This window comes from Pseudomonas sp. BW16M2 (genome assembly GCF_014268865.1).
Taxonomy (GTDB): Bacteria; Pseudomonadota; Gammaproteobacteria; order Pseudomonadales; family Pseudomonadaceae; genus Aquipseudomonas; species Aquipseudomonas peradeniyensis.
Genome location: NZ_JABWRI010000006.1, coordinates 91,846 through 106,843, shown reverse-complemented (window position 1 = coordinate 106,843; position 14,998 = coordinate 91,846). Strand labels below are relative to the sequence as shown.

Below are 14,998 nucleotides of genomic sequence, written 5' to 3'. Positions count from 1 at the left end.
TGATCGTTATCTGAGCCTCTGTCCCAGTTCGACCGTCATCCCACGGATACGCACCGGCCACACCGGCAAGCGCTGTGTCGGATCTTCCAGACAGTTGCCGTTTTGCAGGCAGAAATGCTGCTTGTACAGCGGCGCCGCTACTACCACGGTTGCTCCCAGGCTGGCCACCAGCCCACGCCCGATGATGTTCGCGCCCGAGCGTGGGTCGCGGTTGCCGACGGCGTACAGCTCCCGCCCTTGGCCCGGCAGGTAGAACAGCGCCACCTGCTCACCCTCGTGCCATACCACCACCCCGGAGTCGGCGACCAGGTCGCTGGCCAGGCACACCGTCTGCCAGCGGGTTTCACTTGCTACTGCCGTGTTGGACAGGCTCATCGCATCGCCTCCTCATGGGTGGGAATCAGCTGCAGGGGCGCCGCCGGCCGGCGCTGGCCACGTTCGCGCACGAAGTGCACATCCGGATCGGCGCGCTGGTCATTGACGAAGGTGCGGAAGCGCTTGAGCTTTTCCGGATCGCCCAGGGCGTTGGCCCATTCGCATTCGTAGCGGTCGACCACCTGCTGCATCTGTGCCTCGAGTTCGGCGGCCAGGCCCAGGCTGTCGTCGATCACCACCTGCTTGAGGTAGTCGAGCCCGCCTTCGAGGCCCTCGCGCCACACCGAGGTGCGCTGCAGCTTGTCGGCGGTGCGGATGTAGAACATCAGCACGCGGTCGATCAGCCGTACCAGGGTTTCGTCGTCGAGGTCGGTGGCGAACAGTTCGGCGTGGCGCGGGCGCATGCCGCCATTGCCGCACACGTACAGGTTCCAACCCTTGTCGGTGGCGATCACGCCGATGTCCTTGCTTTGCGCTTCGGCGCATTCGCGGGTGCAGCCGGACACCGCGAACTTGAGCTTGTGCGGTGAGCGCAGGCCCTTGTAGCGATCCTCCAGGCGCAGCGCCATGGCCACGCTGTCCTGCACGCCATAGCGGCACCAGGTGCTGCCGACGCAGGATTTCACCGTGCGCGTCGACTTGCCGTAGGCGTGCCCGGTCTCGAAGCCGGCGGCGATCAGTTCACCCCAGATCAGTGGCAGTTCATGCAGCTGGGCGCCGAACAGGTCGATGCGCTGGCCGCCGGTGATCTTGGTGTAGAGGTCGTATTTTTGCGCCACCTGGCCGATCACGATCAGCTTCTGCGGGGTGATTTCGCCACCGGGAATGCGCGGCACCACCGAGTAGGTGCCGTTCTTCTGCATATTGGCCATGAAGGTGTCGTTGGTGTCCTGCAGCGGCACCAGCGCCGGGTCCATGATCGGCTGGTTCCAGCACGAGGCGAGGATGTTGCCCACCGCCGGCTTGCAGATGTCGCAGCCCACGTGGCCTTTGCCATGGCGTTCGAGCAGCTCGCCAAAGGTGTGGATGCCCTCAACCCGCACCAGCCCGTAGAGTTCCTGGCGGGTGTAGGCGAAGTGCTCGCACAGGCTCTTGTCGACCGTCACGCCACGGGCGGTCAGTTCGTGCTCGAACACCTGCTTGAGCAGTGCCGCGCAGCCACCGCAGCCGCTGGCGGCCTTGGTGCAGCCCTTGACGGCGGCGAGGTCGCCGCAGCCACTGTCGATGGCGGCGCACACCGCGCCCTTGCTGACGTTGTGGCAGGAGCAGATGGTCGCGCTGTCGGGCAGCGCATCGGCGCCCAGGGCCGGCGCGCCACCTCCCTGGGGCAGGATCAGCGCGGCCGGGTCGGCCGGCAGGGTGATGCCGTTCTGGGCATACTGCAGCAAAGTGTCGTAGTAGCTGTTGTCGCCCACCAGCACTGCGCCGAGCACGTGCTTGCCGCTGGCATCCACCACCAGCCGGCGGTAGGCGCTGTTGGCCTCGTCGATGAAGCGGTAGCTGCGTGAGCCGGGCGTGGCGCCGTGGGCGTCGCCAATCGAGCCGACATCCACGCCCAGCAGCTTGAGCTTGGTCGACATGTCGGCGCCGGTGAAGTCGTGCGCCGCCTCGCCCAGCAGCCGCGCGGCCAGGTTACGCGCCATGGCGTAGCCGGGGGCGACCAGGCCGAACACGCTGCCGTTCCACGACGCGCACTCGCCGATGGCGAAGATCCGCGGATCGCTGGTCCTGCACTGGCCATCGATCACAACACCTCCGCGCGCGGCGATCTCCAGGCCACTGGCCCGGCCCAGGGCGTCCTGTGGGCGGATGCCGGCGGAAAACACGATCAGATCGGTCTCCAGGTGTTCGCCACCGTCGAAGTTCATCCGGTAGCGGTACTGCTCACCAGCGCTGATCGACTGGGTCGCGCGGGACAGGTGCACGCCCACGCCGAGGGCCTCGATCCGCGCCTTGAGCGCCGCGCCGCCTTCGCTGTCCAGCTGTACCGGCATCAGGCGTGGGGCGAACTCCACCACATGCGCTTCCAGGCCCAGGGACTTCAGGGCGTTGGCCGCCTCGAGGCCGAGCAGGCCACCGCCGACCACGACGCCACGGCGGGCATCCGCGGCGGCGGCGCGGATCGCGTCGAGGTCCTCGAGGGTGCGGTAGACCAGGCGCGCATTGCCGCTGGAACCTTCGATTGGCGGCACGAACGGATAGGAGCCGGTGGCCAGGATCAACTGGTCGTAACCCAGCCGCCCCTCAGTGGTGATCACTTCCCGGCGCTCGCGATCGATGTCCAGCACCGCCTCGCCCAGGTGCAGGTGCACGCCGTGGCGGCTGTAGTAGTCCGGGGCGCACAGGGCCAGGGTCTCGGCGCAGCTGCCGGTGAAATACTCCGACAGGTGCACCCGGTCGTAGGCGCGCTGGCGTTCCTCGCCGAACACATGCAGCTCGAAGTGTGCCGTGGCGCCGCGTTCGATCAGCTGCTCGACGCAGTGATGGCCGACCATGCCATTGCCGACGATGACCAGTCGTGCTCGTTGTGCCCCGTTCGCTGTTGCCTGCATAGCCGATCCTCGATCACGGAAAACGAAAAAGGCGCCTGGAGCCGAAGCTCCAGGCGCCTTTTCCTGTACTCATCAGTGTGAGGCCCCTGTCGACCGCCGTTGGTCGTTGGGGCTGTTGTGCATTATGTGAAGCAGGGAGTGTGCCAGGCTCCCGCTCATCGCTGGTCAAGCCAGCTCCCATGAGGGTTGCCGCGTGCCAGGCTGCCTTTAGGTATGAGCTGCCCAGGTGGTGCGGTCGCACAAGCAGGGTGCAGCCCTCACCACCGTGGTGCATCAATACACATCCCGCCGGTAGCGCTTGTCCCGTCCCAAGCCTTCGACATAGGCCGCTGCCGCGCTCTCGTCCAGGCCGCCGTGCTGCGCCACCACCTGGCGCAAGGCCGCATCCACATCCCGGGCCATGCGCTGGGCATCGCCGCAGACATACACATGCGCGCCGTCCTGCAGCCAGCGCCACAGTTCGGCGCCCTGTTCCAGCAGGCGTTGCTGCACATAGATCTTCTCCGGCTGGTCGCGGGAGAACGCGGTGTTCAGGCGTACATGGCCCTGCGCTTCCCAGGCCAGCAACTGCTCGCGATAGTAGAAGTCGTGTGCCTCGTGCTGCTCGCCGAAGAACAGCCAGTTGCGGCCACGCGCAGCGCGTGCCTGGCGCTCTTCGAGGAAGGCCCGGAAGGGCGCGATGCCGGTGCCGGGACCGATCATGATGATGGGCGTGCCGTCGTCGTCGGGCAGGCGGAAGTGTTTCGACGGTTGGGTAAAGATGGCCACTTCGACGTCTGCCGCACGGTCGGCGAGAAAGGCCGAGCAGACCCCCTTACGTTCGCCGAAGCGCACCGTGGACACCGTCAGGTGCACCTGCCCCGGATGCGTCTTGGGGCTGGAGCTGATCGAGTACAGCCGTGGCTGCAAGGGCTTGAGCAGGCTCAGCCAGCGGGTCAGCGGCCATTGCTGGGGGAACTCGCGCAGCACGTCGGCCAGTTGCCTGCCCCACAGCCAGTTCTTGAGTTCGGTCTTGCATTCAGGTCGCAGCAGTTGTCGCAGAGACGCTGCGTTTTCGCTGAGCGCCTCGAGCTGTCGTGACGTGACACGGGTAATGTCCAACTGCCGCTCCAGCGCCAGGCTCAGGGGCATTGGTGCCAGGCCTTCGAGCTCGACCACGGCATGGCCATCGAGTTGCATCAGGCCCAGCAGTTCCTCGACCAGTGTCGGGCAGTTGCGCGGCCATACGCCCAGCGCATCGCCGGGCTGATAATCCAGGCCGCTACCCGCGAGGTCGAACACCAGTTGGCGAGTCTCCTTGGTCGAGCTGGGGCCATTGAGCAGGCGGTTTTGCACCAGGCGCGCTTGCCATGGCTGGTGTCTGCCATGAGATTCGGCGGTTGCTGGTGCCGATGTCGCGGGTTTTTTTGTGCCGAGGGCCACCAGCAGGGCCTCGAGCCAAGCACTGAATGCGGCATCGAAATCCGGCTCGCAGTCGACCCGCTCCAGCAGGCGCTGGCCGCCCAGTTCCGCCAGGCGCTGGTCGAGCTTGCGACCGAAGCCGCAGAACTGGTCGTAACTGGAGTCGCCCAGGGCCAGCACCGCATAGGGCAGCTTGGCGCAGTCGGCGTCGCTCGCGCCCTGCAGGGCCTGCCAGAACGCGGCGCCACTGTCCGGGGCGTCGCCGTCGCCGAAGGTGCTGGCAATCAGCAGTACGCTGGCGCAGCCGCGCAATTGCGCCGGGCTGACACTTTCCATGCTGCTGAGCTCCACCTTCAGCCCCGCCTCGCGCAGGCGTTGGGCGCAGCGCTCGGCCAGCGTCTCGCCGTTGCCGGTCTGCGAGGCCCACAACACACGATGGCACGGTACTGTCGCCTGTGCTTGGGACTGGGCAAACAGCCCCGCCAGCAGGCCATCGACGAACAGGCGCCGGGCCGGCGCCAATGGTGCGGTGGCCGGGAGGCTTGGCACACCCTCGGCGCGTGTCTGTTGCAGGCCAAGCAGGAAACCTTGCAGGTAATGCCGCTCTTCTTCGGCAAGCACCGGGGCAGGTTGTGTCTCGAGGCCCAGAAGGCGGGCGAGGGTAGCGGTCGGCATGGGGACGGGCTCCGCAGGAATGGTGACGTCCAGGTCGAGGACCTCGATGCGTTCGCCCGCGACCCGTTCGAGAGTCACGGCGCAGTACTTGAAGGCCGGTTGCAGCGAGGTGGGGTCGACGGCGTCGCAGGTCACCGCGTTGATCGCCAACTGCTCGCCGTACAGGTCATTCCAGTGGAACGGCGCGAAGCAGCCGCCGGGCAGCACCCGGTCGCTGAGGCGGGCCGGCAGCAGCGCCTGGCCTCGGCGTGAACGGATCGCCACCTGGTCCTTGTCGCCGATGCCCAGGCGCCGGGCATCGTCGGGATGGATCTCGACGAAGGGGCCGGGTTCGAGGCGGTTCAGGCTCGGGACCTTGCCGGTCTTGGTCAGGGTGTGCCACTGGTGTTGCACGCGGCCGGTGTTGAGGACGAAGGGGTAGGCGTCGTCCGGCAGCTCGGCAGGCGCCAGCCAGGGCCGCGCATGAAAACGCGCCTTGCCGCTGGCGGTCGGAAAGGCCAGCGCCGCTGGCTGGCCGTGTTCGTCATTGCGATAACGCAGCGGGCTGCGGTCATCCTCGCACCCAGGCGCGCAGGGCCACTGCCGGGGGCTGGCGCTCAGTCCGGCATAGTCGATGCCGCGCAGGTCGTAGCCGGTGTCCGGGTTATGGAAGCGGCGGATCTCATCGAACACCGCCTCGGCGTCGGGGTAGTCGAAGGCATGCGCGTAGCCCAGGGCACAGGCGATACGCGCGATCAGGCGCCAGTCCTCCAGGCTTTCACCGGGCGGCTCGACAGCGCGGGGCATCAAGGTCAGGTTGCGCTCACTGTTGATCATCACCCCTTCACCCTCGGCCCACAGCGCCGCCGGCAGGAGAATGTCGGCATAGCGGTTGGTCTCGGTGTCGAGGAAGGCGTCCTGGCTGATCACCAGTTGCGCCTGGTTCAGGCCGTCGATCACCTGCTGGCGATTGGCGACGCTGGCCACCGGGTTGCTGCAGATGATCCAGCAGGCCTTCACCTCGCCGCTCTTGAGCTGTTCGAACAGCGCCACGGTGCCTTCGCCGCCCTCGCTGCGCAACGTGCCGGGCGTGAGCTGCCATTGCCGCTCGACGAAGGCGCGGTCCGCCGCCACCTGTGCTGAGCGCTGGCCCGGCAGGCCCGGCCCCATGTAGCCCATCTCGCGACCGCCCATGGCGTTGGGCTGGCCAGTCAGCGAGAACGGCCCGCTGCCGGGGCGGCAGATGGCGCCGGTGGCCAGGTGCAGGTTGCACAGGGCATTTGTGTGCCAGGTGCCGTGGATGCTCTGGTTCAGGCCCATGGTCCAACAGCTCATCCATTCACCGGCCTCGCCGATCAGGCGGGCGGCTTCGCGGATGTCGGCCTCGTCCAACCCGGTGATGGCCGCGACCCGTTGCGGGGTGTAGTCCTCGAGAAAAGCCGGCAGGTCCTCCCAGCCCTCGGTGTGGCGAGCGATGAAGTCCGCGTCGGTGTGGCCGTTGGCATGCAGCAGGTATAAAAGACCATTGAGCAGCGCCAGATCAGTGCCCGGGCGCAGTTGCAGGAACAGGTCGGCCTTGTCGGCGGTGGCGCTGCGCCGGGGATCGACGACGATCAGCCTGGCCCCGGCCTTGAGCCGGTCGAGCAGACGCAGGAACAGGATCGGGTGGCAGTCGGCCATGTTCGCGCCGATCACCAGGAACACCTCGGCGCGCTCGAAGTCCTGATAGCTGCCCGGCGGTCCGTCCGCCCCCAGCGACTGCTTGTAGCCGCTGCCGGCACTGGCCATGCACAGCCGCGAGTTGGACTCGATATGGCGGGTACGGATGAAGCCCTTGGCCAGTTTGTTGGCCAGGTACTGGGCTTCCAGCGACATCTGCCCGGACACGTACAAGGCCACGGCATCCGCGCCATGGGTGTCGATGATCGCGCGCAACCGCGCGGCGGTTTCGCTGATCGCGGTGTCCAGGCTGCGGCGCGCCGGCTGCTGGTTGCGCTGGTCGCGCACGAAGGCGTGGGTCATGCGCCCGGCCTGCAGCGGCACATCGGCGCTCTGGCCCTTGGTGCACAGGCGACCGAAGTTGCTCGGGTGCTGCTTGTCGCCACTGACCTTGACCACCTTGCCATCGTTCACGTGCATGACGATGCCGCAGCCGACCCCGCAATACGGGCACACACTGCGCACTTGGCTGTCGCTCATCGGCAATCTCCTGCTGATGAAACGACAAAGGCGCCGGCTGCCCGGCCTGCAAACGGCAAGCGGGGCAACACGGCGCCTTCGTCGTGATGGGAGGGGACCATCGGCGTTGATGGTCTCGATGGCGTATGGGCAGCAAATCCCGGGCCATGTCATCGCGGGGCAAGCCCGCGCCCACGCTCAGCGAGGTGGCATGGGCTTGACCTGTGACGGGTGTGCACCGATACGGGGAGCCACGCACCAACGGATGACACATGCAAATGGACGGATATATGATTCGAATACGTTTCATATATAGGTAACCACACATGGGCATCGTCAAGATCTCCGACGACCTCCACGAAGACCTGCGCGTGGCCAGCGCCGCGCTGTCGCGTTCGATCAACGCCCAGGCCGAGCACTGGATCCGCATCGGCATGCTGGCCGAACTGCACCCGCAAGCGACCTACCAGGAACTGCTGCGCCAGTTGCTGCGCCAGGAACAGGCCAACCTCAAGGAGTTGCTGCAATGAGCAAGGTCATCCTCAAGGACGCCGCCGAGCTCGAGCTGATGCGCAACGCCGGTCAACTGCTGGCCCTGGTATTCGCCGACCTCGACGGTTTCATCCGCCCCGGGGTGACCACGATGCAGATCAATGACCGCGCCGAGGCCTTCATCGTCGAAACCCTCAAGGCCCGCCCGGCGAGCAAGGGCCAGTACGGTTTCCCCTATGCGCTGAACACCTCGGTGGACCATGTGGTCTGCCATGGCATGCCCAAGGTCGACGAGGTGCTCAAGGAAGGCTCGATCGTCAACGTCGACATCACCCTGGAGCAGGGCGGCTACATTGCCGACTCGTCGAAGATGTACTGCATCGGCAAGATCGGCGACGAGGCCAGGCGTCTGGTCGACACCACCTATGCCGCCTTGTGGAAGGGCATCGAGCAGGTGCGCCCCGGCGCGACGCTCGGCGATATCGGCCATGCCATCCAGGCCCACGCCGAGGCCGCCGGCTACAGCGTGGTGCGCGAGTACTGCGGGCACGGCATCGGTCGGCAGATGCACGAGGCACCGGAGGTGCTGCACTACGGCCAGCGCGGCCTGGGCATGGCGCTGCAAGCGGGGATGGTGTTCACCATCGAGCCGATGATCAACCAGGGTGGGCGTGGCACGCGCGGGTTGCGCGATGGCTGGACGGTGATCACCCGTGACCACAGCCTGTCTGCGCAGTGGGAGCACACGGTGGCGGTGACCGAAAGCGGGTTCGAGGTGCTGACGCTGCGAGAGGAAGAGCAGCGGCCTGTGTGAAATTCTTCCGGCAATACGCCCTTGAACCGTCAATACTGGCCATTGGCTTCAAGCGCCGAGGATGAACAACCTTTCACCCAGGAACTTCCTGCGCGCAACCCGCTCTTATGCCGGTAGCCATTGGTCGCGGCCGCCTGCTAAGCTCGCGGCTTTACCCTGATTGCCCTCATGGCGCATGAACAAGGAAATTACATGAAACAGCATCGTTTGGCGGCCGCGGTTGCCCTGGTAGGCCTGGTCCTCGCGGGCTGCGACGCCCAGACCAGCAGCGTCGAGCTGAAGACTCCGGCACAGAAGGCCTCCTACGGTATCGGCCTGAACATGGGCAAGAGCCTGGCCCAGGAAGGCATGGACGACCTGGACTCGAAAGCCGTCGCCCAGGGCATCGAGGACGCGGTAGGCAAGAAAGAGCAGCGCATCAAGGACGAAGAGCTGGTCGAAGCCTTCACCGCCTTGCAGAAGCGCGCCGAGGAACGCCTGGCCAAGGCCAGCGAGGAAGCTGCCGCTGCCGGCAAGAAATTCCTCGAGGAAAACGCCAAGAAGCCTGGCGTGGTCACCACCGCCTCGGGCCTGCAGTATGAAGTGGTCAAGAAGGCCGACGGCCCGCAACCCAAGCCGACCGACGTGGTCACCGTCCACTACGAAGGCAAGCTGACCGACGGCAAAGTCTTCGACAGCTCCGTCGAGCGCGGCAGCCCGATCGACCTGCCGGTCAGCGGCGTGATCCCGGGCTGGGTCGAAGGTCTGCAACTGATGCACGTCGGCGAGAAGTACAAGCTGTACATCCCGGCTGAGCTGGCCTATGGCGCCCAAAGCCCGAGCCCGCTGATCCCGGCCAACTCGGTCCTGGTCTTCGACCTGGAACTGATTGCCATCAAGGATCCGGCCAAGGTCGACCAGGCACCGGCCAAGTAACACCCGGCCCGTTGCAAGAAGACGCCCCGTTTCGACGGGGCGTCGTCGTTTTCAGTCCGGCTTGACGCGAACCGTCGGCGTCATTCACTGTCGCAAGCAATAGCCGCGCAGACGCGGGTGCCGGTGTCGCAAAACGTTTGCGCGGTTGAAACGGTTGTGTAAAAAACGCCCGATTCGTACCTGGCCCTTGCCCGGCGGGCACCACGCGGCGCCAATATCGCCCTGTTCACAAGGTTATCCACAATAAATGTGGATAACCCCTGCTCCTCTGGAGGTCCCATGAGCGCACCCTGGAATTTCGCCCGCTTCCTGCCCTTGGCCGAGCGCCTGCTCAGTCGTGGCCGGCTGCCGGCCCTGCTGTTCGCGGTGGCCCGCAAGGGGCCGAAGCTGGGCCAATTACGCGAGGACCTGCGCCTGATGCAGGCGCTGTGCCTGGCCTGGTGGCGTGGCGAGTACCGCGCCGTCAGCCCCAGGGCGCTGGTGACCATCGTTGCCGGGCTGCTGTATTTCGTCAGCCCCCTGGACGCCATCCCCGACTGGTTGCTGGGTGTCGGCCTGCTCGATGACATCGCCGTGCTGGGCTGGGTGCTCAAGACCGTGGCCGATGAGCTGGGCCGTTTCAAGGCCTGGCGCGATGCCCAGTCGCCGGAACGGCTGCGGGTGGTCGAGCGCCTGCCTGATACTCCCGAGGCCCTGCGCCTTGAGCGTCCTGGCAGCTGATTCCGCACAGACCCCCGAGGTTGGTAATATAATTGGCATAAGGGTTATGCCTACGGATTACATGCCGTAATCCAACGTCAAGGGGGTTGTATGGGTATTCAGGTCATCAGCCGGGACGGTCAGCCCGAGTACGCAGTGGTTCCCTGGGAGCACTATCAGAAGTTGCTGGCGGCCGCAGGCCAGGCGCCGGCCGTAGCTCCCGACTCAGTCAGTCACAACGAGAGCACTCAACCGAGCGCCAGCCAATCCTCCCTGGACCAGCTGGCGTCCTTGCGTCAGGCCAAGGGCCTGGCCCCGGAGCAACTGGCACGCAGTGTCGGCATCAGCCCGGCCTACCTGGCGATGATCGAGTCCGGGGAGCGACGCCCGGACGCTGCGATCCTGCGCAGCCTGGCCTGGCACCTGGGCGTGGCCGGCTGGAGCGAGCCGTCATGAGCCAGGTCAGGATCAGCCGTCAGCAGTGGCAGAGCCTGCTGACCGAGCTCGACCTGGCCCGCCGTCAACGCCACCTGCTCACGTACCGTGCGCTGCTCGAGCGTCTGCAATTGCCCAGCCCGGCCATGCAGACCCTGACGGCGGCCCTCGAGTACCTGGCGACGCTCGACGCCCGCGCCGAGCAGCCGCTGCGCAGTTCGCTGGTGATCAGCCAGGGGGCCAGCCGCCTGCCGCGCACCGGGTTCTTCGAGTGTGTCGAGCGCCTGGGGCGGTTTTCCGGGCCGGTGGATGGCATGGAGGCGGCATCCTGGCATGCCTCGGAAGTGGTGCGGGTGTTCGAGTATCGCTACCCGGAAGAAGCCTGACAGGCATCGCGGGGCAAGTCGCATCGGCGCACCGCCGCTCCCACGCATTTCCCGGCGAGTCGACGGGCGATCATGGCAACACGGTGGTATCGATCAGGCTCAGGCCTGAACCACCGCCATCCTTGGCCTGGCGCTTGGCCTGGGAGGCGAGCTCGGCCAGTTGACCGGCATCCAGCCCGTCGCTGCTGCCCGGCTCCAGCCAGACCACGCCGATCGACAGTGACAGCAAGGCGAACGTCTCCCGCTGCCCCTGGCGGTTGTGGGCGATGAAGCACCCGGCCTCCAGGTGTTCGCTGCGGTAGAAGCGTCGGCATTGCCGGCCAAAGGCCTCCAGCAGCAATTGCAGGCGCTCGCGCCAGTCCGTCGAGCCCAGCACCAGCATGAAGTCGTCGCCGCCGATATGGCCGACGAAATCCCGGCTCGGATCGACGCAGTCGTTCAGGCACTGGGCCAGGCACAACAGCACTTCATCGCCTCGGGCGTAGCCATAGATATCGTTGAAGGGCTTGAAACTGTCGATGTCCACGTAGCACACAGCTGCCTTGCGCCGCTGCAACAGCAGGCGCGCCAGGCACTGCTGGATCGGCACGTTGCCCGGCAGCAAGGTGAGCGGATTGGCATGCCGTGCCTGCTGGATCTTCTGCTCGGTGATCAGCTTGAGCACGTCGATCACCCGCCCCAGCCCCAGGTAACGCCCATTCTGGGTGATGATGAAGTCCTCCTCGATACGCTGGCGCGCACGGCTGGTAAGCAGGCGGCTGACCTGCTGCAGCGACTGGCCACGCTCGACGGCGAGAAAGTCCTGGCTCATCAGGCGGCTGATCGGCTTGCGCGCGAACAGGTCGGTGCCGAAGGGCTGGAGCAGGGCGTCGGCGAGCGAGTGGCGGTGGACGATGCCACAGGGGCGGCCTTGCTCGTCCAGCACGGCGAGGGAATTGAGGTTGGCCTGTCGACGGAAAGCGTCGAGCACCTGCTGCGTGGCGGTGTCGAGGGTGACCGAGGGTTGCTGGATAAGCAGGGCGCTGAGGTCGCGGCTGTCCTCGCACAGCGCTACGCCCGAGCCTGTCATTGGCGGCGGCAGGCCGAGGCTGTCCACGACCGGAAACTCCTGGGGGCGGCCGAGCAGGTAGCCCTGGACCAGGGTCACCCCCATGTCGCCCAGTACCGCCAGTTCCTCGGCCAGTTCGATGCCCTCGGCGATCACCTGGGCGCGGGAGGCGCGGGCGATCTGCAGGATGGAGCCAACGAATTCGCGCTTGAGCGGGTCCTGGTGGATGCCATCGATGAAGTGGCGGTCGATCTTCACATAGTCCGGGCGCAGCTCTGACCACAGGCGCAGGCTCGAGTAGCCGGCGCCCAGGTCGTCCAGGGCAATGGAAAAGCCCATGTCGCGGTAGTGGTGCAGGGCGTTGTACAGCAGCTGGAAGTCTTCGGTGGGCGTTTGCTCGGTCAGTTCGATGACTACCCGGCTGGGCGCCAGGCCGAGCTGTTCGAGCATTTTCAGGGTGCGCCCGGACGGGTAGTCGGGTTCGACCAGGGACTCGGGCGAGACGTTGAGGAACAACTGGCCCGGCAGGTTAAGCTCGCTGAAACGGCGGCAGGCGGTTTCCCGGCACAGCACCTCCAGTTCGGCGAGGCGGCCGGCCTGGCGGGCGATGGCGAACAGGTTCAGCGGCGAGTGCAGCGGGCTGTTGGACGGGCCGCGGCTCAGGGCCTCGTAGCCGAGGATGCGCCTTTCAGAGAGGCAGACGATGGGTTGGAACAGACAGTGGACGCTGCGTTGAGCCAGGATGGCGCTCAATGCGCTGAGCTGTTCGGTGACGGTCATGGACTGCTTCCTGAAGTGAAAAAGGCCGGACGCTTGCACGTCCGGCCCTTCCATTTCACGACAGTCCGGTGACTGTTTGATGACAGGTCACATTATTTCGCCATCATTTCAGTGCTTGGCCACCGACGTGCTGAGGCCCAGATAGTCGAGCAGGATGCGACCGGTCTCGGACAGGTAGGCATCGTCCTCGGGCTTGGTGTCGTCCGGCTCGGCGGGCAGGGCGTCCTCGTCTTCCTTTTTCAGCTCCTTGAGCGGCTCTTCGCCCTTGGCCTTGCGGCGAACGTTCTCCAGCGCCAGCTGCTTGGCCTCGATCTCGTCGTGGCGGGCGCGACGTTGCTGCTCGTTGAGGCTGACGGTCTTCTCGTTCATCAGCTTCTGGGTCAGCGCCAGGCGGTCGCGGATGTAGACGAACTCGGCATCCTTGTCGCTGCGCGCCTCATGCTGCGCCTTGAGCTGGGCCAGGAACGGCTTGAACGGATCGGAAGCCGGTTTGACCACCGGGCGGATGGTGTCCCACGGCATGGCCTCCGGCAGGGCGCTTTCGCCGATTTCCTTGGTGTCGATGATCGACGGATAGGCGATGTCCGGCAGCACGCCCTGGTGCTGGGTGCTCTGTCCGGAAACCCGGTAGAACTTGGCCAGGGTCAGCTTGAGCTCGCCGTGGTTGAGCGGCTGGATGGTCTGCACGGTACCCTTGCCGAAGGTCTGGCCGCCGATGATCAGCGCGCGGTGGTAGTCCTGCATGGCACCGGCGAAGATCTCCGAGGCCGAGGCCGACAGGCGGTTTACCAGCAGCGCCAGCGGGCCTTTGTAGAAGGCGCCCGGGTTCTCGTCCTCGAGCACGTCGACACGGCCGTCGGCGTTGCGCACCAGTACGGTCGGGCCCTTCTCGATGAACAGGCTGGTCAGCTCGGTGGCTTCCTGCAACGAGCCGCCACCGTTGTTGCGCAGGTCGATGACCACGCCGTCGACTTTCTCCTTCTGCAGCTCGGTGAGCAGCTTCTTGACGTCGCGGGTGGTGCTCTTGTAGTCCGGGTCGCCAGCGCGATAGGCCTTGAAGTCCAGGTAGAACGCCGGGATCTCGATGATGCCCAGCTTGTAGTCACGCCCGTCCTGCTTGAGCTTGAGTACCGACTTCTTCGCCGCCTGCTCTTCGAGCTTGACCGCTTCGCGGGTGATCGAGACGATCTTGCTGGTCTGGTCGTTCGGCGCGTTGCTGGCCGGAATCACCTCCAGGCGCACCACCGAGCCTTTCGGGCCGCGGATCAGCTTGACCACTTCGTCCAGGCGCCAGCCGACCACGTCGACCATTTCCTTGTTGCCCTGGGCCACGCCGATGATCTTGTCGGCCGGGGCCACCTGCTTGGTCTTGGCGGCAGGGCCTGCCGGCACCAGGCGCACGATCTTGACCTGGTCGTTGTCGCTCTGCAGCACCGCGCCGATGCCCTCAAGCGACAGGCTCATGTTGATGTCGAAGTTCTCGGCGTTGTCCGGCGACAGGTAGTTGGTGTGCGGGTCGTAGGACTGGGCGAAGGTGTTGATGTAGGCCTGGAAGATGTCTTCCGCGCGGGTCTGGTCCAGGCGCGCCAGCTGGTTCTTGTAGCGCTTGATCAGGGTTTCCTGGACCTGCTTGAGTTCCTTGCCGGAGATCTTCTGGCGCAGCACCTCGTCTTTCACGCGCTTGCGCCACAGGTCGTCGAGTTCGGCCTGGTTCTTCATCCACGGCGCGTCCTTGCGGTCGACCAGCAGGTCTTCCTTGACGCTGAAGTCGATCTTGTCGACGCCCTTGTTCAGTTCGCCCAGGGCATAGTCCAGACGCTGCTTCACGCGGTCCAGGTAGCGTTTGTAGATGGTGAAGCCGGGCTCGAGGTTGCCGCTCTTGAGGAAGTCGTCGAACTGGGTCTTCCATTTGTCGAATTCGGCGATGTCGGCCGCGGTGAAGTAGCTGCGCGAGGGGTCGAGCAGCTTGATGTAGCTGTCGTAGATGATGACCGAACGGGCGTCGTCCAGCGGCGGCTTGCTGTAGTGGTGGCGCTTGAGCAATTCGACGATGTTGAGGCTGGCCACGACCTCGTCGCGGTCCGGCTGCAGGCTGTCCCACTTGTTGGCGGCGGCCGCATTGCCACCGAGCGTGAGGCTGCCCAGGCCGATCATGAGGGCGAGGGCGGTGCTGGGGAGGAAATGCTTCATGCTGATTCGACGTGGAGGCAATTGATCACGCATAGTAGGCCGTCTTATCCGTTCGCCGGTTCCATCGGAGCCGGACGCA

11 protein-coding genes are annotated in these 14,998 nt (G+C 65.7%); 6 read left to right on the top strand and 5 right to left on the bottom strand.

Going from position 1 to position 14,998, the window contains the following annotated elements; all coding sequences use genetic code 11:
- Positions 1 to 6: 6 nt before the first annotated feature.
- The 3 genes from nirD to HU735_RS08075 all read right to left on the bottom strand — a co-directional run bounded on the left by nirD (position 7) and on the right by HU735_RS08075 (position 7,181).
- Complete coding sequence (gene nirD, locus HU735_RS08085) at positions 7 to 375, bottom strand: nitrite reductase small subunit NirD (protein ID WP_186713075.1); 369 nt, start codon at positions 373 to 375, stop codon at positions 7 to 9.
- Entirely contained in the window at positions 372 to 2,927 is a 2,556-nt protein-coding gene (gene nirB, locus HU735_RS08080; RefSeq protein WP_186713074.1) for a nitrite reductase large subunit NirB, read from the bottom strand. The genes nirD and nirB overlap by 4 nt, the downstream gene beginning before the upstream one ends.
- Positions 2,928 to 3,200: 273 nt before the next feature.
- On the bottom strand, positions 3,201 to 7,181 hold the full coding sequence (locus HU735_RS08075) for a bifunctional nitrate reductase/sulfite reductase flavoprotein subunit alpha (RefSeq protein ID WP_186713073.1): 3,981 nt from the start codon (positions 7,179 to 7,181) through the stop codon (positions 3,201 to 3,203).
- A gap of 305 nt (positions 7,182 to 7,486) precedes the next feature.
- Here HU735_RS08075 and HU735_RS08070 point away from each other — a divergent pair, with 305 nt between their 5' ends.
- The 6 genes from HU735_RS08070 to HU735_RS08045 all read left to right on the top strand — a co-directional run bounded on the left by HU735_RS08070 (position 7,487) and on the right by HU735_RS08045 (position 10,901).
- The gene (locus tag HU735_RS08070) at positions 7,487 to 7,690 is read left to right on the top strand and encodes a ParD-like family protein (RefSeq protein ID WP_050703975.1); all 204 of its coding nucleotides are present in this window, start codon (positions 7,487 to 7,489) and stop codon (positions 7,688 to 7,690) included.
- Positions 7,687 to 8,466, top strand: a complete 780-nt coding sequence (gene map, locus HU735_RS08065) for a type I methionyl aminopeptidase (RefSeq protein ID WP_186713072.1) — start codon at positions 7,687 to 7,689, stop codon at positions 8,464 to 8,466. The genes HU735_RS08070 and map overlap by 4 nt, the downstream gene beginning before the upstream one ends.
- A gap of 192 nt (positions 8,467 to 8,658) precedes the next feature.
- On the top strand, positions 8,659 to 9,381 hold the full coding sequence (locus HU735_RS08060) for an FKBP-type peptidyl-prolyl cis-trans isomerase (RefSeq protein ID WP_186713071.1): 723 nt from the start codon (positions 8,659 to 8,661) through the stop codon (positions 9,379 to 9,381).
- Positions 9,382 to 9,660: 279 nt separating this feature from the next.
- The gene (locus HU735_RS08055) at positions 9,661 to 10,101 is read left to right on the top strand and encodes a DUF1232 domain-containing protein (RefSeq protein WP_050703978.1); all 441 of its coding nucleotides are present in this window, start codon (positions 9,661 to 9,663) and stop codon (positions 10,099 to 10,101) included.
- 90 nt (positions 10,102 to 10,191) lie between these two features.
- A complete protein-coding gene (locus tag HU735_RS08050; protein ID WP_186713070.1) occupies positions 10,192 to 10,536 on the top strand; it encodes a helix-turn-helix transcriptional regulator in 345 nt (114 codons plus the stop codon).
- Positions 10,533 to 10,901 carry a hypothetical protein gene (locus HU735_RS08045; protein WP_050703980.1) on the top strand — a complete coding sequence of 123 codons (369 nt, stop codon included), beginning with the start codon at positions 10,533 to 10,535 and terminating at the stop codon, positions 10,899 to 10,901. The genes HU735_RS08050 and HU735_RS08045 overlap by 4 nt, the downstream gene beginning before the upstream one ends.
- Positions 10,902 to 10,971: 70 nt before the next feature.
- On the opposite strand, the gene HU735_RS08040 is transcribed toward HU735_RS08045, so the two are convergent.
- Entirely contained in the window at positions 10,972 to 12,729 is a 1,758-nt protein-coding gene (locus HU735_RS08040) for a GGDEF domain-containing protein (RefSeq protein ID WP_186713069.1), read from the bottom strand.
- A gap of 108 nt (positions 12,730 to 12,837) precedes the next feature.
- Positions 12,838 to 14,919, bottom strand: coding sequence for a carboxy terminal-processing peptidase (locus tag HU735_RS08035; RefSeq protein ID WP_186713068.1), 2,082 nt, complete (start codon positions 14,917 to 14,919; stop codon positions 12,838 to 12,840).
- Between the last annotated feature and the right edge of the window lie 79 nt (positions 14,920 to 14,998).